Source organism: Pseudomonas sp. IT-P2 (assembly GCF_949767575.1).
Taxonomy (GTDB): Bacteria; Pseudomonadota; Gammaproteobacteria; order Pseudomonadales; family Pseudomonadaceae; genus Aquipseudomonas; species Aquipseudomonas pharyngis.
In genome coordinates this window covers 1-20,567 of record NZ_CATKQA010000033.1, presented here as the reverse complement: position 1 = coordinate 20,567, position 20,567 = coordinate 1, and the positions used below count along the sequence as shown (strand labels likewise).

The following is a 20,567-nucleotide window of genomic DNA, read 5'->3' as shown; positions in this document are numbered from 1 at the left end:
TTTCTGAAAGGAAGAACCATGACAACTCAACAACCGTACGATTTCAAAAAACTACCAGACAGCAAGGATGAACCAAGCTTCGACATCGGAGAGGCCAACATCGAATGGCAGGGTAAAAGGCTTACGTCGAAAATTGTTTTCTTCAATAACGGCTTGATGACCGCAAACTACATAAAACCGGCTGACGGCTCACCCGAGGGGGGGGGGGGCAGACAATGATGTCTTTGTCGTTAGCCTGCTTGCCAACACACAATATAACTTTCAACAGCTTTACGAACGCGGCGTTACAGACCATCATTTTGGCTGGGCTTTAAAGTACGAAAATAAACTGCACTATCCTAGAACCGGCTCGACCACCGGAACATTCTCAACTGGTTACAGAAGTATTGACGCAACCATTGAAATGATTTCCGAGAGCGGCGATGTTGCAAAAATTACATTCAAAGCCCAAAAACGTCTCGAATAAGTCTGTTCAAGAACAGAGCTATGACCGCTGATCCGCACAGTCCCCGCCGACAAAGCGGGAACTGTGCTTATTCAACAATCATAAATCGCCGAGCCCATCGATCAACGCCTGATTCTGCTCCGGCGTACCGATCGAGATCCGCAGGAACTGGGCAATCCGCTCCTGCTTGAAGTGGCGCACGACTCCCTCTGATTGAGTGCAGAATTATCGCAAAAAGTTCTAAAAACCTATCATTTATGACAGTAGCTAACCGAATCACATGAAACTAGCATCACCAGTGCAACAAGTTTATTAAACGCCTCTTAAAAAACAGCTCCTTACAAAGGAATGAAAATCATGGCTTCGGTTAAACAAGTCGGCCACTTTACTGTGCGAATTGAGGGCGGCTCGCCCATAGATTTCAACAATGTAGAGCGGCATGAATTTTCGGAAAACAACGGCGGTTATCTAGCAGGAACAAACAACGGAGAAGCTATTTTCATCGGGTATGCCCAAAGCGCGAAGCCGAATACAGAGTCCACCTACCTCTACACGGATGATTTCGAGAACAAACCCCACATCAATTGGACTTTGGACTATGGCAGCAAGCGTTATAGTGCAGTAACAGGACGAGTGACCGTAAAGTTCTCCCACAACCTGGAGGCCTCCGGATCATTTGATTTTACCGATGGGAGTGGCAAAAAAATCGAAGGAAAATTTGAAATCAAGTGGAATTAGCGCAGTAAATCAGAAAGAGACTTTGCATCAATCTGATTGATACAACGCCTACCCTTCAGATCTAATCAGTACCCGCAAAGCACTGACAAAAAAAAGAAAATATAATTCTTAAAGAGGATTCCATGTTTATCCCTGCAACACGGAATCCTCTGCATTTTCTATAAAAATTTAGAGGTCGCCCAGACCGTCGATCAACGCCTGATTCTGCTCCGGCGTGCCGATCGAGATCCGCAGGAACTGGGCAATCCGTTCCTGCTTGAAGTGACGCACGATCACGCCCTGCTCACGCAGTTTGGCCGCCAGCCCTGCCGCATCGTGTTGCGGATGCCGGGCGAAGATGAAGTTGGCCGCTGACGGCAGCACTTCAAAGCCCTTGGCCTGCAACTGGGTAACCATCCATTCGCGACTCTCGATGACCAGTGCGCAGGTCTTGTCGAAGTATTCGCGATCCTCGAACGCCGCCGCCGCGCCGACGTTGGCCATACGATCGATCGGATAGGAGTTGAAGCTGTTCTTGATCCGCTCCAGCGCCTCGATCAGGTCCGGATGGCCGACCGCCAGACCGACCCGCAGGCCCGCCAGCGAACGGGACTTGGACAGGGTCTGGGTCACCAGCAGGTTCGGGTAACGATCCACCAGGCTGATCGCGGTTTCGCCACCGAAGTCGATATAGGCCTCGTCGACCACCACCACCGAATCCGGGCTGGCCTTGAGAATCTGCTCGACCGCTTCCAGTGCCAGCAGGCAACCGGTTGGTGCGTTCGGATTGGGGAAGATGATCCCGCCGTTCGGCTTGGCGTAGTCCGCCGGGTTGATCTGGAACTGCGCATCCAGCGGCACCGCGTCGAACGTGATGCCGTAAAGGCCGCAGTAAACCGGATAGAAGCTGTAGCTGATGTCCGGGAACAGGATCGGCTGATCGTGTTGCAGCAGACCGTGGAAGATGTGCGCCAGCACTTCGTCCGAACCGTTGCCGAGGAACACTTGATTGCTTTGTACGCCGTAGTACTTGGCGACGGCGTTTTTCAGCAGATCGCTGTTCGGGTCCGGGTACAGGCGCAGGTTGTCGTTGAGTTCGGTCTGCATCGCCGCCAGGGCTTTTGGTGACGGGCCGTACGGGTTTTCGTTGGTGTTGAGCTTGACCAGACGGGTCAGCTTCGGCTGCTCGCCCGGCACGTAAGGCACCAGATTCTTGACGAACGGGCTCCAGAATTTACTCATGTTCAGTTCCCCTTCACTTCGTCTTTGATGCGGTATTCGGCGCTGCGCGCGTGGGCGCTCAGCGATTCGCCACGGGCCAGAATCGATGCAGTCTTGCCAAGCTCGGAAGCGCCGGCCTCGGAGCAGAAGATGATCGACGAGCGTTTCTGAAAGTCGTACACGCCCAGCGGCGAGGAAAAACGCGCAGTGCCGGAGGTCGGCAGCACGTGATTCGGACCCGCGCAGTAGTCGCCCAGCGCTTCGGAGGTGTGACGGCCCATGAAGATCGCGCCGGCGTGGCGAATCTGCGGCAGCCAGGCCTGCGGGTCGGCGACCGACAGCTCAAGGTGTTCCGGGGCGATGCGGTTGGCGACTTCAATGGCCTGGGCCATGTCGCGCACGTGAATCAGCGCACCACGACCATTGATCGAAGTTTCGATGATGGTCGCGCGATCCATGGTCGGCAGCAGTTTGTCGATGCTGGCGGCGACCTTGTCGAGGAACTCGGCGTCCGGGCTGACCAGGATCGCCTGGGCATCTTCGTCGTGCTCGGCCTGGGAGAACAGGTCCATGGCGATCCAGTCCGGATCGGTCTGGCCGTCGCACACCACGAGGATCTCCGACGGGCCGGCGATCATGTCGATGCCGACCTGACCAAACACGTGACGCTTGGCAGTGGCGACGTAGATGTTGCCCGGACCAACGACCTTGTCCACCTGCGGCACGCTTTCGGTGCCATAGGCCAATGCGGCAACGGCTTGCGCACCACCGATGGTGAACACGCGGTCGACGCCAGCGATGCACGCCGCCGCCAGCACCAGTTCGTTGACTTCACCGCGCGGGGTCGGCACCACCATGACCACTTCGGTCACGCCGGCGACCTTGGCCGGAATCGCGTTCATCAACACCGAGGACGGGTACGACGCCTTGCCGCCCGGCACGTACAGACCGGCGCGATCCAGTGGCGTGACCTTCTGACCCAGCACGGTGCCGTCGGCTTCGGTGTAGCTCCAGGAGTCCTGCTTCTGTTTTTCGTGATAGCTGCGCACGCGGGCGGCGGCTTTTTCCAGCGCTTCGCGTTGCGGCACGGTGATGCGGGTCAGGGCCAGTTCCAGACGCTCGCGCGGCAGGATCAGATCCGCCATCGAGGCGACTTCGAGGCCGTCGAATTTCTGGGTGAACTCGACCAGTGCCGCGTCACCGCGCTCGCGCACAGCCTTGATGATGTCCAGCACTCGCTGATTGACCGAGTCGTCAGACACACTTTCCCAGCTCAGCAGATGATCCAGATGATGCGCGAAATCCGGGTCAGCAGCGTTGAGTCGGCGAATTGCAGTCGGTGCGGTCATAGCGAGAGCCTCATAGGAATGGCAAAAACTCAGGCGCCCTAACTTAGCAGTCGTTTCCGCTTGGGCACCTGAGATTCTGGCTATGAGGCGGATAGACGGGCGCGACTTAACGTCGCGCAGGTACATCAGCCGCGGTGTCGAGACTCCACTGCCTTGCGCAGGGTGTCGATCAACGCCTGGATTCGGGCGTGTTGCATTTTCATCGAAGCTTTATTGACTACCAGACGCGAGCTGATCGTGGCGATCAGTTCCTGGGGTTCCAGGCCGTTGGCGCGCAGGGTGTTGCCGGTGTCGACCACGTCGATGATCTTGTCGGCCAGACCGATCAGTGGCGCCAGCTCCATCGAGCCATACAGCTTGATGATGTCGACCTGACGGCCCTGCTCGGCGTAGTAACGCTTGGCGACGTTGACGAATTTGGTGGCGACGCGCAGGCGCCCCTTGGGCTCGACCGCGCCGACCTTGCCGGCGGTCATCAGCTTGCACTGGGCAATCTGCAGATCCAGCGGCTCGTACAGGCCCTGACCGGTGTATTCCATCAGCACGTCTTTACCGGCAACGCCGAGGTCGGCCGCGCCATGCTCGACATAGGTCGGCACGTCGGTGGCCCGCACGATCAACAGGCGAACGTCTTCCTGGGTCGTGGGGATGATCAGCTTGCGGCTCTTGTCCGGATTCTCGGTCGGCACGATGCCCGCTTCGGCGAGAAGCGGCAGGGTGTCGTCAAGGATGCGGCCCTTGGACAGTGCGATGGTCAACATGGGAAACGTCAGTCCTTATCAAGGTACTCATGCCCGGTCGCAATCGGCGCCGGACATACATCGAGGGCGTTGCCACCCCCGATCAAAACGAATTCAACGGACACTTCCCTGTGTCCAGATGCAGCGACTAGCCCGGAACGCGACGGATCCTGGCGCCCAGCATCTGCAGTTTTTCCTCGATGCACTCATAACCACGGTCGATGTGGTAGATGCGGTCGATCAGGGTATCGCCTTCAGCCATCAGGGCCGAGATCACGAGGCTTGCCGAAGCCCGTAGGTCGGTAGCCATGACCGGCGCGCCCTTGAGGATTTCGGTGCCGGTGACGATGGCCGTGTTGCCTTCGACCTGGATCTTGGCGCCCATGCGGTGCAGTTCGTACACGTGCATGAAGCGGTTTTCGAAAATCGTCTCGATCACGGCACCGGTGCCTTCGGCAATGGCGTTGAGCGAAATGAACTGCGCCTGCATGTCGGTCGGGAACGCCGGGTACGGCGCAGTGCGCACGTTGACCGCTTTCGGGCGCTTGCCGTGCATGTTCAGCTCGATCCAGTCTTCACCACAGGTGATTTCTGCGCCGGCTTCACGGAGTTTTTCCAGAACGGCTTCGAGGATGGTCGGATCGGTGTCCTTGACCTTCACACGGCCACCGGTAACCGCAGCGGCCACCAGGTAGGTGCCGGTTTCGATTCGGTCAGGCATGACCTTGTAGAAAGCCGACCCCAGACGCTCGACGCCGTCGATGGTGATGGTGTCGGTGCCGGCACCGGATACCTTGGCGCCCATGGCGTTGAGGAAGTTCGCCAGGTCGACCACTTCAGGTTCGCGAGCGGCGTTCTGCAACACGCTGCGGCCCTTGGCCAGAGCGGCAGCCATCATGATGTTTTCGGTACCGGTCACACTGACGGTATCGAAGAAGAAATGCGCGCCGCGCAGGCCGCCCTCAGGCGCCTTGGCCTTGATGTAGCCGCCTTCGACGTCGATGACCGCGCCCATGGCTTCCAGACCACGGATGTGCAGGTCGACCGGACGCGAACCGATGGCGCAACCGCCAGGCAGTGCAACTTCGGCTTCACCGAAGCGCGCAACCATCGGGCCAAGCACCAGGATCGACGCACGCATGGTTTTCACCAGTTCGTACGGAGCGATCAGGGTCTTGATGGTGCGCGGGTCGATTTCGACGCTGAGCTTCTCGTCGATCACAGGCTCGATGCCCATGCGACCGAACAGCTCGATCATGGTGGTGATGTCGTGCAGGTGCGGCAGGTTGCCGACGGTAACCGGGCCATCGCACAGCAGGGTGGCGGCCAGGATCGGCAGGGCGGAGTTCTTCGCCCCGGAGATGCGGATCTCGCCATCAAGACGAGCGCCACCGGTAATAATCAATTTATCCATAAGAATCTCGACGCCCTAGGGCTCAGGTGCGCTCGGCCCAGGCCGCGCTGCTGAAAAATTTCATAGTGACCGCGTGGATGCTGCCATCGGCGATCCAAGGGTTCAAATGGGCATAGATGCTTTGCTGACGCTTGACCGGGCTCAACGCCGCCAGTTCATCACTAATCACGTTCAGCTGAAAGTTGCAGCCTTCGCCTTCAACTTCCACCAGCGTTCCTGGCAGCTTTCCTTCAAGGAAGCTCTTCACTTCTATGGCCTGCATGCTCAACCTCAATCGGCGCCCTGTGCGCACGGGTCGGACATCATACAAAAAAGCCCCGCGCCTGCGAACCCCGCTGCGCAGGACTCTGACGGGGGGCTTCTCTATAGATGCGGGTTCAGGGTTGCGCCAACAGCTCGGTCAGTTCGCTGACCTGAGCAATTTCGCGCATGTCTTCAGGCATCCCGCGGATGCTGACCGCCTTGCCGGCAGCCTTTGCATCGCGAATGAAGCACAGCAGCAGCGACAGACCGACGCTGCTGGACTTCTCCACCGCCGAGCAATCGATCACCAATGCTGGCGCGGTGCACGACTTGATCAGCGCCCGGCCCTGCTCGCGCAGGTCAGGGCCGGTGCGGTAATCCAGCACACCGCTGAGCTGCAGCTCGCTGGCTTCGTCCAGACGAATGGCCGACTCGGTCATTGGGCAGGCTTCTCGTTCTGCTCGGCCGACTGCTTGGCCTTGGCGACTTCACCGGCCCAGCCGTTGATGGTCTTGTCCAGATCGTTGCCATTGCGTTGCATCGCGTCGGCGAACTGGTCACGGAACAGCTTGCCGATGTTGATGCCGTTGATGATCACATTGCGCAGTTTCCACTCGCCGTTGATCTTCTCCAGGGTGTACTGCACAGGGTAGATCGCGCCATTGTTGCCTTTGACGGTCATGCCGACACTGGTGCGGTCACCCGATTCATCCTTGGGCGCATCGACGGTAATGCCCTGATTGTTGTACTCGAGCAAGGCGTTGCCGTAGAACTGGAACAGACCGCGCTTGAAGTTTTCCTCGAAGGTCTTCATCTGCGCCGGGGTTGCCTTGCGCGAATACTTGACCGTCATGATGCTCTTGGAAATACCTTCGGCATCGACCACAGGGCCGACGATGGTGTTCAGCGCCGTATAGAAATCCTGCGGATCCTGCTTGTACTTCTCTTTATTGGCCGCCAGGTCGGCGAGCATCCGGTTCGTGGTGTCCTGAACCAGATCGTGCGCCGATTGTGCCGCCACGGCGTTAGCCACCAGCGGCAGTGCCGCAAGCAACACCAACAGGCCACGTCGCAAGGTAGAGATCATTCAAAAGCTCCTCATTTGGCGTCTTTGCTAACGGTATTGAGCAGGAATTTACCGATCAGGTCTTCCAGTACCAGAGACGACTGCGTGTCGTGGATGGTTCCACCATCCTTGAGGCGGGTGTCTTCGCCGCCCACGCTGATACCGATGTACTTCTCGCCCAGCAGACCCGCTGTCAGGATAGATGCTGTGGAGTCGGTCGGCAGATTGTCGACGCTTTTGTCCACTTGCAGGGTTACCCGACCGGTGAAGCTGTCGCGGTCCAGATCGATCGCGGTGACCTTGCCGATGGTCACACCCGCCATGGTCACTTTGGCTCTGACCGTCAAACCGGCGATATTGTCGAAATACGCGTAAAGCTTGTAGGTATCGGTGGTCGAAGTCGGAGACAGGCCACTGACCCGCAGGGCCAGCAGCAACAAAGCCAGGATCCCTGCCAGCAGGAACAGGCCGACACCGATTTCCAGGGTGCGGTTTTGCATCAGAAATCTCCAAACATCAAAGCAGTCAGAATAAAGTCCAGGCCGAGTACTGCCAGCGAGGCGTAAACCACGGTCTTGGTGGTGGCACGGCTGATCCCCTCGGAAGTGGGTTCGCAGTCATAGCCTTGAAATACGGCGATCCAGGTGACGACAAAAGCGAATACTGCACTTTTGATGATGCCGTTGAGCACATCGTCACCGAAGCTCACGCTGTTCTGCATGTTCGACCAGTAGGAACCTTCGTAGACACCCAGCCAGTCAACGGCGACCCACGAACCGCCCCAGATGCCGACCACGCTGAAGATCATCGCCAGCACCGGCAGGGAAATGAAGCCGGCCCACAGACGCGGGGCAATGATGTACTTGAGCGGGTCGACCCCGATCATTTCCAGGCTGGACAGCTGTTCGGTGGATTTCATGTTGCCGATTTCCGCCGTCAGCGCCGAACCGGCACGACCGGCGAACAACAGCGCGGTCACCACCGGCCCCAGCTCACGCAGCAGGGTCAGCGCCACCATCTGGCCGACGGCCTGCTCCGAACCGTAACTCGACAGAATGTTGAAGCCCTGCAGCGCCAGTACCATGCCGATGAAAATCCCGGACACCACGATGATCACCAGCGACATCACGCCGACGGAATGCAGCTGCTTGACCAGCAGGCCAAACCCGCCGCCGATGCCGCCTCGCCCGAGCAGGGCATGAAACAGGAACAGGGTCGAACGCCCGAACACTGCGACGCTGTCGATTCCGGCGAGGCCGAAACGACGCACACGCTCCATTAATGTAATTCTGCGCATCAGCGGCGCTTCCCCAGAAGATCTGCGCGGTAATCCGGCGCTGGAAAGTGATACGGCACCGGGCCGTCGGGTTCACCGGTCATGAACTGGCGGATACGCGGATCGTCCGAGCCCATCAGTTCGTCCGGCGTGCCCTGCCCCAATACCTGGCCATCACCGACCACATAGATGTAGTCAGCAATGCTCGCGGTTTCGGCGAGGTCGTGGGACACCACGATGCTGGTGATTCCCAGCGCATCGTTGAGCAGACGGATCAGGCGAACCAGCACACCCATGGCGATCGGATCCTGGCCGACGAACGGTTCGTCGTACATGAGGATCTGCGGATCGAGGGCGATGGCCCGGGCCAGGGCGACCCGGCGCTTCATGCCGCCGGAAAGCTCGTCAGGCATCAGCTCGATCGCACCGCGCAACCCCACTGCCTGCAATTTGAGCAGCACGATGTCGCGGATCATCTCGTCCGGCAGATCGGTATGAACGCGCAGCGGGAAGGCGACGTTCTCGAACACGTCGAGATCGGTGAACAGCGCACCGCTCTGAAACAGCACGCCCATGTGCTTGCGCGCATCGAACAGATCGCTGCGCGACAGCTTCGGCAGGTTCTGGCCGTTGACCCAGACCTCGCCCTTGGATGGCCGCAACTGGGCGCCCATCAGGCGCAACAGTGTGGTCTTGCCACACCCGGAAGGCCCCATGATGCCGGTGACCTTGCCGCGCGGGATGCGGATATCGACGTTATTGAAAATGCTCCGCGCACCGCGCTTGAAGGAGACTCCCTTCAGCTCGACCGCGTAGGCGTTATCGGCACTCATCTAAACTCCTTGCGATGCAGCCTCTCACTCGGACGCCTGGCTTTCTGAGGAAAGCCCCTACATCCCGGGCAGGCCGAACTGGCGGCGAACTATATCACTGCAAAGGGCAAGCGCCCAAGGCCTGCACCGGCCCGCATTCTGCGAGTTGAAGGGCTTGACGCCTTATTTGCAGAGATTTGGTAACGAGGAATGACAAAGCACGACGAACTTGCGTGAGGCTTTTCAACATAACCGCTATAATCGCCGCCTTTTCATCGGGCTATACGATTTCTGACATGAGCCAAACCAGCGACCTGATTCAATCGGCACAACGCACCATCCGCCTCGAAGTGGAAGCCGTACAAGGCTTGTTGCCCCATATCGACGCCGATTTCGTACGCGCTTGCGAGATGATTCTGGCCAGCAAGGGCCGTGTTGTCGTGGTCGGCATGGGCAAGTCCGGGCACATCGGCAACAAGATTGCCGCGACCCTGGCCAGCACCGGCACCCCGGCGTTTTTCGTACACCCGGCCGAGGCCAGTCACGGCGATATGGGCATGATCACCCGTGACGACGTGATCCTGGCCCTGTCGAACTCCGGCTCCACCAACGAAATCGTCACCCTGCTGCCACTGATCAAGCGCCTGGGCATCCAGCTGATCAGCGTCACCGGCAACCCACAGTCGCCGCTGGCCAAAGCGGCAGAGGTCAATCTCAACGTGCACGTCGAGCACGAAGCCTGCCCGCTGAACCTGGCGCCGACCTCCTCGACCACCGCCGCATTGGTCATGGGCGACGCCCTGGCCGTGGCACTGCTGGAAGCGCGCGGTTTCACCGCCGAAGACTTCGCCTTTTCCCACCCGGGCGGTGCATTGGGCCGACGCCTGCTGCTGAAAGTGGAAAATGTCATGCACGCCGGTCATGAGCTGCCACAGGTACAGCGCGGCACCCTGCTCAAGGACGCGCTGATGGAAATGACTCGCAAGGGTCTGGGCATGACCGTCATTCTTGAAGCGGACGGCAAACTGGCCGGGATCTTCACTGACGGCGACCTTCGTCGCACCCTGGATCGCAGCATCGATATCCACAGCGCCACCATCGACCAGGTGATGACCGTGCACGGCAAGACCGCCCGCGCCGAGATGCTCGCGGCCGAAGCCCTGAAAATCATGGAAGACCACCGAATCAACGCGCTGGTTGTCGTAGATGAAGAGGATCGCCCGATCGGCGCCTTCAACCTCTCCGATCTGCTGCGCGCAGGAGTGATGTAAATGAGCACCGATCTGCTGCAACGCGGCAAGGCCATCAAACTGGCGGTTTTCGACGTCGACGGCGTCCTCACCGACGGGCGCCTGTACTTCCTTGAAGACGGAAGTGAATTCAAGACCTTCAACACGCTCGATGGCCAGGGCATCAAGATGCTGATGAACGCGGGCGTACAGACTGCCATCATCAGCGGTCGCAAGACTCCGGTGGTCGAGCGTCGAGCAAAAAATCTGGGCATCCCGCACCTGTTTCAGGGTCGCGAAGACAAACTGGTCGTTCTCGACGGTCTTCTGGAGCGACTGGGCCTAAGCTATGAACAAGTCGCCTATCTCGGTGACGACCTGCCCGACCTGCCGGTGATCCGTCGCGTGGGGCTGGGCATGGCCGTGGCCAACGCCGCCCCCTTTGTGCGCGAGCACGCCCATGGCGTCACCCAGGCCCGTGGCGGCGAAGGTGCCGCCCGCGAATTCTGCGAACTGATCCTGCGCGCCCAAGGCAGCCTCGACGCTGCCAACAACGCGTACCTGTGAGTCCAACCATGTTTAGCAAAAAGTTTCGCAACATCCTGCTGTTCGGTTGCATCGCGGCGATTTTCGGTGCGGTCGGCTACTGGAACATCAGCCCGGAACGCTTCCTCGACAAACCGCCGGTTTCGGCAGAGGAAAGCCCGATCGACTGGTACGCGACCAATACGCACACGATCCAGTACCTCGAAGACGGCAAAGTGCAGTACGAAATGACGTCCGACAAGGCCGAGCACGTCAAGGCAACCGACATTACACTGGTCACCAAGCCCGATCTGAACATGTTCCGTGGCACCGACTTCCCGTGGCACGTGACCAGCGAACGCGGTGAAGTGAACTCCGGTGGCACCGAGGTCGAGCTGATCGACTCGGTACGCGTCAAGCGCACCGACGAAAAGAACCGCGACACCCTGATCACCTCCACTCGCATGACGGTGTTCCCGCAGCAGCAATATGCGCAGACCCAGCAACCCGTTAGAATCGACGGCGCTGGCGGTGTATCGACTGGCGTAGGAATGAAAGCGTATTTGAAGGAAAGCAGGATACACCTGCTATCGAACGTAAGAGGACAGTATGAGGCTCGTTAAAACCCTCCCTATTTTGCTCAGTCTGGGCGCAGCACTGGGAAGCGTGAGCGCCTGGGCTCTGCCGAACGATCAAGAGCAGCCAATCCGTATTCAGGCCGACGATGCCCAGCTGGACGACAAGAACGGCGTTGCCACCTACAAAGGCGACGTGATCATCACCCAGGGTTCGATGATCGTCAAAGGCAACACCGTGACCATGACCCGTGCGCCTAACGGCGACATCGACGTCGTGACTTCGGTGGGCAACCTCGCCTACTTCGAACAGTTGCAGACTGCTGGCGACACCAAACCCGTTCAGGGCTGGGGTGTGACCATTCAGTATCACGCTGCGCAAAACCGCGTTGTATTGATCGACAAGGCAAAAGTCGTCGACAAGGACAACAACACCACTCAGGGCGAGAAAATCGTCTATGACACGGTGAAGAAACTGGCCAGCGCCGGTCGAGCCACTGGCAGCAAGGTCACCGAAGCGCGTCCGCGCATCGACATGGTGATCCAGCCGAAGAAGAAAACCGACGAGAAAACCCAGTAATGGCAACTCTGAAAGCTCAGCACCTGGCCAAGGCCTATAAAAGCCGCCAGGTCGTGCGCGACGTCAGCCTGTCGATCGACAGCGGTCAGATCGTCGGCCTGCTCGGCCCGAACGGCGCCGGCAAGACCACCTGCTTCTACATGATCGTCGGCCTGGTCCAGGCCGATCAGGGTCGCGTATTGATCGACGATCTGGACGTCAGCCATCAGCCGATGCACGGTCGCGCCAAGGCCGGTATCGGCTATCTGCCGCAAGAAGCGTCGATCTTCCGCAAACTGTCGGTAGCCGACAACATCATGGCCATCCTTGAGACCCGTCAGGAGCTCGACAAGGCCGGTCGTCGCAAGGAGTTGGAAAGCCTGCTGCAGGAATTCCATATCAGCCACATCCGCGACAACCTCGGCATGAGCCTGTCCGGTGGCGAACGCCGCCGCGTGGAGATCGCCCGCGCACTGGCTACGGCACCGAAGTTCATCCTGCTCGACGAACCGTTCGCCGGTGTCGACCCGATCTCGGTCGGCGACATCAAGCAGATCATCCACCACCTCAAGGCCAAGGGTATCGGTGTATTGATCACCGACCACAACGTCCGTGAGACGCTGGATATCTGCGAAACCGCCTACATCGTCAATGACGGCCAGTTGATCGCCGAGGGCGACTCCGCGACCATCCTCGCCAATGATCTGGTCAAGGAAGTGTATCTGGGTCACGAGTTCCGCCTGTAAGCGCGACAGCATCCGACCAGCCGTCCGGGTGCTGTAACGTTGAAGCGCCTTTTTTCTACGCTTTTATTGTTACAGCGCTCTAGGCAAACACGACAGTTTCAGGCATATAATTTGCTTAAGTTTGGCGCTCCGGCGCCCTGTAGTGGATGGCGCATAGCGCCGGCGAATAAGGTGTTAAGCCCCTGCCATGAAACCATCGCTAGTCTTGAGAATGGGCCAGCAGCTGACGATGACACCGCAGCTGCAACAGGCCATCCGCCTGCTCCAATTGTCGACCCTGGATCTGCAACAGGAAATCCAGGAGGCTCTGGAATCCAATCCGATGCTCGAACGCCAGGAAGACGGCGACGACTTCGACAACTCCGATCCCATGGCCGACAACGCCGAACAGAAGCCCAACACCGAGATCCAGGAACCCTCCTATCAGGAGACCGCGCCGACAGTCGATAACCTCGAAGACGGCGAATGGAACGAGCGAATCCCCAACGAACTGCCCGTCGACACCGCCTGGGAAGACGTCTACCAGACCAGCGCCAGCAGCCTGCCGAGCAGCGACGATGACGAGTGGGACTTCACCACCCGCACCTCCGCCGGCGAGAGCCTGCAAAGCCACCTGCTGTGGCAGTTGAACCTGGCACCGATGTCCGACACCGATCGCCTGATCGCCGTCACCCTGATCGATTGCATCAACAATCAGGGCTACCTGGACGAAACCCTCGAAGAAATCCTCGACGCCTTTGATCCGGAACTCGACATCGAGCTGGACGAGATCGAAGCCGTCCTGCACCGCATCCAGCAATTCGAACCGGCCGGCATCGGCGCACGCAACCTGGGCGAATGCCTGCTGCTGCAATTGCGCCAGCTGTCGGCCAAGACCCCTTGGCTGGCCGAAGCCAAGCGCCTGGTCACCGATTACATCGACTTGCTCGGCAGCCGCGACTACAGCCAGTTGATGCGCCGCATGAAGCTCAAGGAAGACGAGCTGCGTCAGGTCATCGAACTGGTGCAGAGCCTCAACCCGCGCCCCGGTTCGCAGATCGAGTCCACCGAAGCCGAATACGTGGTGCCTGACGTCATCGTGCGCAAGGACAACGAGCGCTGGCTGGTCGAGCTCAACCAGGAGTCGGTGCCGCGCCTGCGGGTCAACGCCCAGTACGCCGGTTTCGTGCGCCGCGCCGACACCAGCGCCGACAACACCTTCATGCGCAATCAGTTGCAGGAAGCCCGCTGGTTCATCAAGAGCCTGCAAAGCCGCAACGAAACCCTGATGAAAGTGGCCACCCAGATCGTCGAGCATCAGCGCGGTTTTCTGGAGTACGGCGACGAAGCCATGAAGCCGCTGGTCCTGCACGACATTGCAGAAGCGGTTGGCATGCACGAGTCGACGATTTCCCGCGTAACCACGCAAAAATTCATGCATACCCCACGGGGCATATATGAGCTGAAATACTTTTTCTCCAGCCATGTGAGCACCTCCGAGGGCGGTGAATGCTCGTCCACGGCGATCCGCGCGATCATCAAGAAACTGGTTGCCGCGGAAAATCAGAAAAAGCCGTTGAGTGACAGCAAGATCGCTGGTTTACTGGAGGCACAAGGCATTCAGGTGGCTCGCCGCACGGTCGCCAAGTACCGCGAATCCCTCGGGATCGCGCCTTCGAGCGAACGCAAGCGGTTGATGTAAGCCACGTTACAGCGTTCCAGTGGCAGGCTCTTCGGCCTGCCGCTTTATGCACTGGCAACGAAGGAGAAGCTGTATGCAAGTCAACATCAGTGGACACCAACTGGAAGTTACCCAGCCTCTGCGCGAGTACATCGAGCTCAAGCTCAAGAAGCTCGAAGGGCATTTCGACAAGATCACCAACGTGCAAGTCACGATGTGCGTCGAAAAACTGAAGCAGAAAATCGAAGCCACGCTGCATATTCCCGGCAATGAGGTCGTCGCAAACGCGGAACATACCGATATGTACGCTGCGATCGACGCGCTGACCGACAAGCTTGATAAACAACTCAAAAAGCATAAGGAAAAGACCCAGAGCCTGCTTCAGGGCGCTACCGGTCGATAACCCCCACCCCCATGATCCGACTTGAAAGTATCCTGACCCCCGGCCGTTCCCTGGTGAACGTGCCGGGCGGCAGTAAAAAGAAAGCCCTGGAACAAATTGCCAACCTGATCGCCCGGGAAGTTCCGGATCTGGAGATGCAAGATGTATTCGAGGCATTGATTGCCCGTGAAAAACTGGGCTCCACCGGTTTTGGCAACGGCATCGCCATTCCCCACTGCCGCCTCAAGGGCTGCGAAGCGCCGATCAGTGCGCTGATGCACCTTGATGCCCCTATCGATTTCGACGCTATCGACGGCGCGCCCGTGGACCTGCTCTTCGTCCTGCTGGTGCCGGAAGCCGCCACCGATGCGCACCTGGAGCTGTTACGCCAGATCGCCAGCATGCTCGACCGCAAGGACGTGCGCGACAGACTGCGTAGCGCGCCTAGCAACGAAGCCTTGTACCAGGTTGTACTGGAAGAACAGAACAGGCCGTAACCATGCGCTTGATCATTGTCAGTGGCCGTTCCGGCTCGGGTAAAAGTACCGCCCTGGATGTCCTTGAGGACAACGGTTACTACTGCATCGATAACCTGCCGGCAGGTCTTCTGCCGGATCTGGCCGAACGTGCGCTGGTTCATACCGAAATGCTCCAGCCGCTGGTGGCCGTCTCGATCGACGCCCGCAACCTGCCGAGTCATCTGTCACGTTTTCCAGAGTTGCTCGAGGAAGTGCGCAGCCGGCATATCCAGTGCGATGTCCTGTACCTCGACGCCGATGACGAAACGTTGCTCAAACGCTTTTCGGAAACTCGTCGTCGTCACCCGCTCAGCAACGCCAACCGCTCGCTGGCCGAAGCCATCGACGACGAAACCGCCCTGCTGGGCCCGATTGCCGATCTGGCCGATCTGAAGGTCAATACCACCAATCTGAACCTCTACCAACTGCGCGATACCATCAAGCTGCGACTGTTGAACCAGCCGGAGCCGGGGACCGCGTTTCTGGTGGAGTCCTTCGGTTTCAAACGCGGCATGCCGGTGGATGCGGATCTGGTGTTCGATGTTCGCTGCCTGCCGAACCCGTACTGGAAACCGGAACTGCGAGCGCAATCCGGTCTCGATCAGCCGGTCGCCGAGTATCTGGCGGCGCAGCCGGAGGTCGAGGAGATGTACCAGGACATTTATACGTATCTGAACAAATGGTTGCCGCGCTTTGCGGCGAGCAACCGCGCTTACGTCACCATTGCCATCGGCTGCACCGGCGGGCATCACCGTTCCGTTTACCTGACCGAACGTCTTGGCCAGGCGCTGCAGAAGACCCTGAAGAACGTCCAGGTTCGCCACCGCGACCTCAGCTAAAGGATTCACAACGCGATGCCTGCTCGGGAAATAGAAATCATCAACAAGCTGGGCCTGCACGCCCGCGCATCGGCAAAATTCGTCGGAGTGGCGGGCCAGTTTCCCGATTGCACGATCAGAGTGGGCCGCACACCGGACACCACGGTTGACGGTAAAAGCATCATGGCGATGATGATGCTCGCTGCGGGCAAGGGCACCAAAATCCACCTGAGTACCGAAGGTCACCAGGAACAGGAAGCCATGGACGCGCTGGTGACACTGATCAACAACTACTTCGACGAAGGCGGTTGAAACGCCTGAGGCGAAGTAGCCCGCTCCCTCCCCCGGTTCATCCCAACGCCGTATCCATCACCATCATCAGACAGAAGCCGATCAGCAATCCCAGACTGGCCAGCTTCTCGTGACCATTGCGTCGCGACTCGGGGATGACCTCGTGAGTCACCACCAGCAGCATGGCACCAGCCGCCAGCGCCAACCCCAAGGGCAGCAACAGTTCGGCAAGACTGACCAGCCACGCACAGAGCAGCGCAAATACCGGTTCGACCAGACCTGACGCTGCGCCAATCAAAAACGCCTTGACCCGCGACATCCCGGCGCCGGCCAGCACCAGTGCAATCACCAGCCCTTCCGGCACATCCTGCAAGGCAATGCCCATCGCCAGACTTTCTGCGTCAGGCATTCCACCGCCCGCCGAGACACCGACCGCCATGCCTTCCGGGATGTTATGGGCAATGATGGCGAACACGAACAACCAGATCCGTGGCGGAATCACCGGATGCTCGACGGTGCCGATGAGCATTTCCGGCGAGGCCCCCGACACACGGCGATCAACCAGATACAGACCGAACGCCCCGAGCATGATGCCGAAGCAAATCAGGCCGCTGGCGCCCCATGGGCTCAGTCCCAGACTTTCGGCGGCGGCGATTCCCGGCACGATCAGTGAAAACGCGGTCGCCGCCAGCATTACACCGGCGCCAAAACCCAACAGCGTATCGCCCAGCGCCTGGGGCATGTTGCGGATTACCAGCACCGGAACAGCCCCCAGCGCGGTGCCGAGGGCGCAAATCGCGCCGCCCTGCAATGCCCGCGACAACCTCGGCTCCAGATTCAGCCAATCGAGTCCGTGTGCGACCAACAGGGACATGCCCGCCAACAGCAGCAGCGAACCGATTGCGTAACGAAACATACGCCCACTTCCGATCGCCAGTGTTTCAGTGCCCATAGTCAGCCTTGGATTGTTTTTATAGGGACTTAAACCATCGCGGCCTGATAGCGCGCAGCAACTTGCGGCCAGTTGATCACGTTGTAGAACGCGCTGATGTATTCCGGCCGACGGTTCTGATAACGCAGGTAGTACGCGTGTTCCCACACGTCGAGCCCGAGAATCGGCGTGTTGCCGTTCATCAGCGGGCTGTCCTGGTTGCCGCTGCTTTCCACCACCAGTTTCTTGTCGGGCGTGACGCTGAGCCACGCCCAGCCACTGCCGAAACGGGTCAACGCGGCTTTGGTGAAGGCGTCCTTGAAGCTGTCGAGGCCACCCAGCTGCTCATCGATCGCCCTGGCCAGCGCACCGTCCGGTTTGCCACCGCCGTTGGGCACCATCACTTCCCAGAACAGCGAATGGTTGGCATGACCGCCGCCCTGGTTGATCACCGCCGCGCGGAGCTTTTCCGGCAGTTGCTGGACGCTGGCGACCAGCTTCTCCACCGGCCATTCCGCGAATTCGGTGCCCTCGACCGCAGCGTTCAGGTTGTTGATGTAAGTCTGATGATGCTTGGTGTAGTGGATCTCCATGGTTTGCGCATCGATGTGCGGTTCCAGTGCGTCGTAGGCGTAAGGCAAGGCTGGCAGGGTAAAAGCCATTTCAGTGGACTCCATGGTGATGTGGGGCAGGCACTCGGCGCGCGTTGCCGGTATCCGAGTGCAGCAAACGCTGGGTGCGCGGGTATTCGCCGTGTTCGCTGATGAAATTGAGCAGCTCGACGTAGGTTTTGCTGCTCTGGCGAAGGGCCGCTTCACGCAGGGCCGGACGCAGGCGCTCGTCCTGCATGGTCTGCAACAGCCGTTGATGAATCGCGCACAGATACTCGGCGCTCTCCTCCGGCTGATTCAGGCGCAGGTGCAGATCGGCAAGGTTGTGATGGGAGATGACGCAAGCCGCCACCGCTTCGTCGGCATCGGCCCAGCGCTCGAACAACACCTGCGCCAGGGCCAATGCTTGCAGGTAGGCCTCGCGGGCATCGATCAGCTCGCCCAGGATGAAGCAGCGATTGGCCCGTTCGATCGTGCGTTTCCAGTGCTCCATGGTGAACCTCCAAAGCGGTTGCGGTGCTTACACGCCACCGGCGGTGAGTTTCTCGGGATTGAGCAACTCTTCCAGCTGGCTGCGCGACAGGTCGGTGTGTTCCAGCGCAACGTCGATCACCGCGCGACCCTGCTTGTAGGCCTGCTTGGCAATCTCGGCAGCTTTCTGGTAACCGATGATCGGGTTGAGCGCGGTCACCAGAATCGGGTTGCGCGACAGCGCTTCCTTGAGGCGCGACTCGTTGACCTTGAAGGTGGCGATGGCCTTGTCACCCAGCAAACGGCTGGAGTTGGCCAGCAACTCAATGCTGCTCAGCAGATTCTGGGCAATGATAGGCAGCATCACGTTCAGCTCGAAATTGCCTGATTGACCGGCGATGGTGATCACCGAGTCATTGCCGATCACTTGCGCAGCTACCATGGCGGTGGCTTCCGGAATCACCGGATTGACCTTGCCTGGCATGATCGATGAGCCCGGCTGCAGGCCCTCAAGCTCGATTTCACCGAGCCCGGCGAGCGGGCCGGAGTTCATCCAGCGCAGGTCGTTGGCGACTTTCATCAGGGACACGGCGGTGGCCTTGAGCTGGCCCGAGACGGCCACGGCAGTGTCCTGCGAGCCGATCAGGGCGAACAGATTCTTGCCAGGGGTGAACTGGACATTGGTCAACTGGCTGAGCTGGCGGCTGAACCGCGCAGCAAATTCCGGATGCGCATTGATCCCGGTACCGACCGCTGTACCGCCCTGAGCCAAGGATTGCAGGCTTGGCAGCAAATCCTGCAGGTGACCGATATTAGCCTTGAGCTGCTGCGCCCAACCGTTCAACGCCTGACTCATACGCACCGGCATGGCATCCATCAAGTGGGTGCGGCCAGTCTTGACGTGGTGATGGACTTGCTCGGCCTTGCGTTCGATCACTTGCACCAGGTGCAGCAGTGCCGGCAGCAGTTGTTCGTGCAGGGCCAGCGCGGCGCTGACGTGGATAGTGGTAGGAATGATGTCGTTGCTGCTCTGCCCACAGTTGACGTGGTCGTTGGCGTTCACCGGTTCGTCGAGCAAGCGGCTGGCCAGGGTGGCAATCACTTCATTGGCGTTCATGTTGGAGCTGGTGCCGGAACCGGTCTGGAAGATGTCCACCGGGAAATGCCGCATGAAGTCGCCTTCCAGCAACCCTTGGGCGGCATCGCTGATTGCCTTGCCCTGGGCGGCGCTGAGCTGGTTGAGTTCAACGTTGGCGCGCGCGGCGGCCGCTTTCGCCAGAATCAGGGCGCGGATGAACTGGGTCGGCATCGGCTTGCCGCTGATCGGGAAGTTATCCACTGCGCGCTGGGTCTGCGCGCCGTAGAGAGCGTCCACCGGCACCTGCAGTTCGCCCATGCTGTCGCGCTCAATACGTGTCTTGGTCATCTGAAAATCCTTGCACCAGTTCTATGAGAGGAATCGAGGGAAGCAACTCGCAGGTCGCCAATTGCCAGGTGTAGCTTTGCCAGCGCTTGAGCCGGCACTTGCACAGCGAGAGGCGCTCCATTTCACGCAAGGGGCGCCAGGCTTGATCGAGACACAGGCTGCGCCAGTGCCACGGCAGCGCGATATCGGTGGCCGTGTCGAGCAGCAGACGGAAGGAGGTTTCAGCGATCATCCAGGGCGAAGTCGCCGTGCAGCAGGCCAGATACCGGCCTTCGGCCAGGTAGTGTTCGATCAGTCGTGGCTCGTCGGGATCCATCGCGCAACGGATCCGGCGACTCATCCAGCGCCAGCTTTCGAGATACGGCTGCTCGTGCAAGGCAGAACTCATGATCCTGGGCTCATCCGATAATGAGATTTATTATTAGATGATAATGATAAACAACACAAGGGTGGCTTTTCAGCTGCCCTGAGCAGCTGAAAAGATTTGCAGGCATAAAAAAGGCGCGCCACCCAATCGGGTGGCGCGCCTTTTTTTGTACCTG

The 20,567-nt window shown here is 59.3% G+C and carries 27 protein-coding genes and 1 pseudogene; 12 read left to right on the top strand and 16 right to left on the bottom strand.

All coding sequences use genetic code 11. The features are described 5' to 3' along the window. Positions 1-18 precede the first annotated feature (18 nt). Positions 19-219, top strand: coding sequence for a hypothetical protein (locus ACM6JM_RS16190; RefSeq protein ID WP_414882208.1), 201 nt, complete (start codon positions 19-21; stop codon positions 217-219). Between the two features lie 325 nt (positions 220-544). Here ACM6JM_RS16190 and ACM6JM_RS16185 read toward each other — a convergent pair. Then, positions 545-649: pseudogene (locus ACM6JM_RS16185) on the bottom strand (hypothetical protein); the annotation flags it as partial. Positions 650-802: 153 nt separating this feature from the next. Here ACM6JM_RS16185 and ACM6JM_RS16180 point away from each other — a divergent pair. Next, on the top strand, positions 803-1,183 hold the full coding sequence (locus ACM6JM_RS16180) for a hypothetical protein (RefSeq protein ID WP_103385664.1): 381 nt from the start codon (positions 803-805) through the stop codon (positions 1,181-1,183). A gap of 168 nt (positions 1,184-1,351) precedes the next feature. On the opposite strand, the gene hisC is transcribed toward ACM6JM_RS16180, so the two are convergent. From hisC to ACM6JM_RS16130, 10 genes are all read right to left on the bottom strand, one after another. Continuing rightward, positions 1,352-2,404: a histidinol-phosphate transaminase gene (gene hisC, locus ACM6JM_RS16175; RefSeq protein ID WP_414882207.1), complete on the bottom strand. Its 1,053-nt coding sequence runs from the start codon at positions 2,402-2,404 to the stop codon at positions 1,352-1,354. Between the two features lie 2 nt (positions 2,405-2,406). Beyond that, positions 2,407-3,732: a histidinol dehydrogenase gene (hisD, locus tag ACM6JM_RS16170; RefSeq protein WP_007953552.1), complete on the bottom strand. Its 1,326-nt coding sequence runs from the start codon at positions 3,730-3,732 to the stop codon at positions 2,407-2,409. Between the two features lie 125 nt (positions 3,733-3,857). Next, a complete protein-coding gene (gene hisG / locus ACM6JM_RS16165; protein ID WP_007953554.1) occupies positions 3,858-4,493 on the bottom strand; it encodes an ATP phosphoribosyltransferase in 636 nt (211 codons plus the stop codon). Between the two features lie 127 nt (positions 4,494-4,620). Then, positions 4,621-5,886, bottom strand: coding sequence for a UDP-N-acetylglucosamine 1-carboxyvinyltransferase (gene murA, locus ACM6JM_RS16160; protein WP_074691804.1), 1,266 nt, complete (start codon positions 5,884-5,886; stop codon positions 4,621-4,623). A 22-nt stretch (positions 5,887-5,908) separates the two neighbouring features. Continuing rightward, complete coding sequence (locus ACM6JM_RS16155; RefSeq protein ID WP_074691807.1) at positions 5,909-6,148, bottom strand: BolA family protein; 240 nt, start codon at positions 6,146-6,148, stop codon at positions 5,909-5,911. Positions 6,149-6,263: 115 nt separating this feature from the next. Then, positions 6,264-6,569 (bottom strand): lipid asymmetry maintenance protein MlaB, encoded by a 306-nt coding sequence (locus ACM6JM_RS16150; RefSeq protein WP_039769302.1) that lies wholly within the window; start codon positions 6,567-6,569, stop codon positions 6,264-6,266. Next, positions 6,566-7,216 carry a phospholipid-binding protein MlaC gene (locus tag ACM6JM_RS16145; RefSeq protein WP_039769300.1) on the bottom strand — a complete coding sequence of 217 codons (651 nt, stop codon included), beginning with the start codon at positions 7,214-7,216 and terminating at the stop codon, positions 6,566-6,568. Before ACM6JM_RS16145 ends, ACM6JM_RS16150 begins: the two co-directional genes overlap by 4 nt. Positions 7,217-7,227: 11 nt before the next feature. Then, positions 7,228-7,695 (bottom strand): outer membrane lipid asymmetry maintenance protein MlaD, encoded by a 468-nt coding sequence (gene mlaD / locus ACM6JM_RS16140; RefSeq protein WP_007953559.1) that lies wholly within the window; start codon positions 7,693-7,695, stop codon positions 7,228-7,230. Further along, positions 7,695-8,492, bottom strand: a complete 798-nt coding sequence (mlaE, locus tag ACM6JM_RS16135; RefSeq protein ID WP_007953561.1) for a lipid asymmetry maintenance ABC transporter permease subunit MlaE — start codon at positions 8,490-8,492, stop codon at positions 7,695-7,697. The genes mlaD and mlaE overlap by 1 nt, the downstream gene beginning before the upstream one ends. Then, complete coding sequence (locus tag ACM6JM_RS16130; protein WP_039769298.1) at positions 8,492-9,304, bottom strand: ATP-binding cassette domain-containing protein; 813 nt, start codon at positions 9,302-9,304, stop codon at positions 8,492-8,494. The genes mlaE and ACM6JM_RS16130 overlap by 1 nt, the downstream gene beginning before the upstream one ends. A 275-nt stretch (positions 9,305-9,579) precedes the next feature. On the opposite strand from ACM6JM_RS16130, the gene ACM6JM_RS16125 reads away from it, so the two are divergent. From ACM6JM_RS16125 to ACM6JM_RS16080, 10 genes are all read left to right on the top strand, one after another. Continuing rightward, the gene (locus ACM6JM_RS16125) at positions 9,580-10,554 is read left to right on the top strand and encodes a KpsF/GutQ family sugar-phosphate isomerase (protein WP_039769296.1); all 975 of its coding nucleotides are present in this window, start codon (positions 9,580-9,582) and stop codon (positions 10,552-10,554) included. Further along, complete coding sequence (locus ACM6JM_RS16120) at positions 10,555-11,079, top strand: KdsC family phosphatase (RefSeq protein ID WP_414882206.1); 525 nt, start codon at positions 10,555-10,557, stop codon at positions 11,077-11,079. Positions 11,080-11,087: 8 nt separating this feature from the next. Beyond that, positions 11,088-11,660 carry an LPS export ABC transporter periplasmic protein LptC gene (gene lptC / locus ACM6JM_RS16115; RefSeq protein WP_007953568.1) on the top strand — a complete coding sequence of 191 codons (573 nt, stop codon included), beginning with the start codon at positions 11,088-11,090 and terminating at the stop codon, positions 11,658-11,660. Continuing rightward, positions 11,647-12,192 carry a lipopolysaccharide transport periplasmic protein LptA gene (gene lptA, locus ACM6JM_RS16110; RefSeq protein WP_007953570.1) on the top strand — a complete coding sequence of 182 codons (546 nt, stop codon included), beginning with the start codon at positions 11,647-11,649 and terminating at the stop codon, positions 12,190-12,192. The genes lptC and lptA overlap by 14 nt, the downstream gene beginning before the upstream one ends. Beyond that, complete coding sequence (gene lptB / locus ACM6JM_RS16105) at positions 12,192-12,917, top strand: LPS export ABC transporter ATP-binding protein (protein ID WP_007953572.1); 726 nt, start codon at positions 12,192-12,194, stop codon at positions 12,915-12,917. The genes lptA and lptB overlap by 1 nt, the downstream gene beginning before the upstream one ends. 187 nt (positions 12,918-13,104) lie before the next feature. After that, entirely contained in the window at positions 13,105-14,598 is a 1,494-nt protein-coding gene (locus ACM6JM_RS16100; protein WP_011332472.1) for an RNA polymerase factor sigma-54, read from the top strand. A gap of 73 nt (positions 14,599-14,671) precedes the next feature. Beyond that, positions 14,672-14,980, top strand: coding sequence for a ribosome hibernation-promoting factor, HPF/YfiA family (gene hpf, locus ACM6JM_RS16095; RefSeq protein ID WP_011332471.1), 309 nt, complete (start codon positions 14,672-14,674; stop codon positions 14,978-14,980). 11 nt (positions 14,981-14,991) lie between these two features. Continuing rightward, positions 14,992-15,456 carry a PTS IIA-like nitrogen regulatory protein PtsN gene (ptsN, locus tag ACM6JM_RS16090; protein WP_007953580.1) on the top strand — a complete coding sequence of 155 codons (465 nt, stop codon included), beginning with the start codon at positions 14,992-14,994 and terminating at the stop codon, positions 15,454-15,456. Positions 15,457-15,458: 2 nt separating this feature from the next. After that, positions 15,459-16,316 carry an RNase adapter RapZ gene (rapZ, locus tag ACM6JM_RS16085; protein ID WP_039769291.1) on the top strand — a complete coding sequence of 286 codons (858 nt, stop codon included), beginning with the start codon at positions 15,459-15,461 and terminating at the stop codon, positions 16,314-16,316. Positions 16,317-16,331: 15 nt separating this feature from the next. After that, the gene (locus ACM6JM_RS16080; RefSeq protein ID WP_039769289.1) at positions 16,332-16,607 is read left to right on the top strand and encodes an HPr family phosphocarrier protein; all 276 of its coding nucleotides are present in this window, start codon (positions 16,332-16,334) and stop codon (positions 16,605-16,607) included. 37 nt (positions 16,608-16,644) lie between these two features. On the opposite strand, the gene ACM6JM_RS16075 is transcribed toward ACM6JM_RS16080, so the two are convergent. From ACM6JM_RS16075 to ACM6JM_RS16055, 5 genes are read right to left on the bottom strand one after another with little or no spacing between them, the layout of a single operon-like run. Further along, a complete protein-coding gene (locus ACM6JM_RS16075) occupies positions 16,645-17,538 on the bottom strand; it encodes a ZIP family metal transporter (RefSeq protein WP_074691820.1) in 894 nt (297 codons plus the stop codon). Between the two features lie 29 nt (positions 17,539-17,567). Next, entirely contained in the window at positions 17,568-18,179 is a 612-nt protein-coding gene (locus ACM6JM_RS16070) for a superoxide dismutase (protein ID WP_039769285.1), read from the bottom strand. A 1-nt stretch (position 18,180) separates the two neighbouring features. Continuing rightward, positions 18,181-18,621, bottom strand: a complete 441-nt coding sequence (locus ACM6JM_RS16065; protein WP_039769283.1) for a hypothetical protein — start codon at positions 18,619-18,621, stop codon at positions 18,181-18,183. A gap of 27 nt (positions 18,622-18,648) precedes the next feature. Beyond that, positions 18,649-20,025 carry a class II fumarate hydratase gene (locus ACM6JM_RS16060; RefSeq protein WP_074691826.1) on the bottom strand — a complete coding sequence of 459 codons (1,377 nt, stop codon included), beginning with the start codon at positions 20,023-20,025 and terminating at the stop codon, positions 18,649-18,651. Then, the gene (locus tag ACM6JM_RS16055; protein WP_039769279.1) at positions 20,006-20,413 is read right to left on the bottom strand and encodes a hypothetical protein; all 408 of its coding nucleotides are present in this window, start codon (positions 20,411-20,413) and stop codon (positions 20,006-20,008) included. The genes ACM6JM_RS16060 and ACM6JM_RS16055 overlap by 20 nt, the downstream gene beginning before the upstream one ends. Positions 20,414-20,567 lie beyond the last annotated feature (154 nt).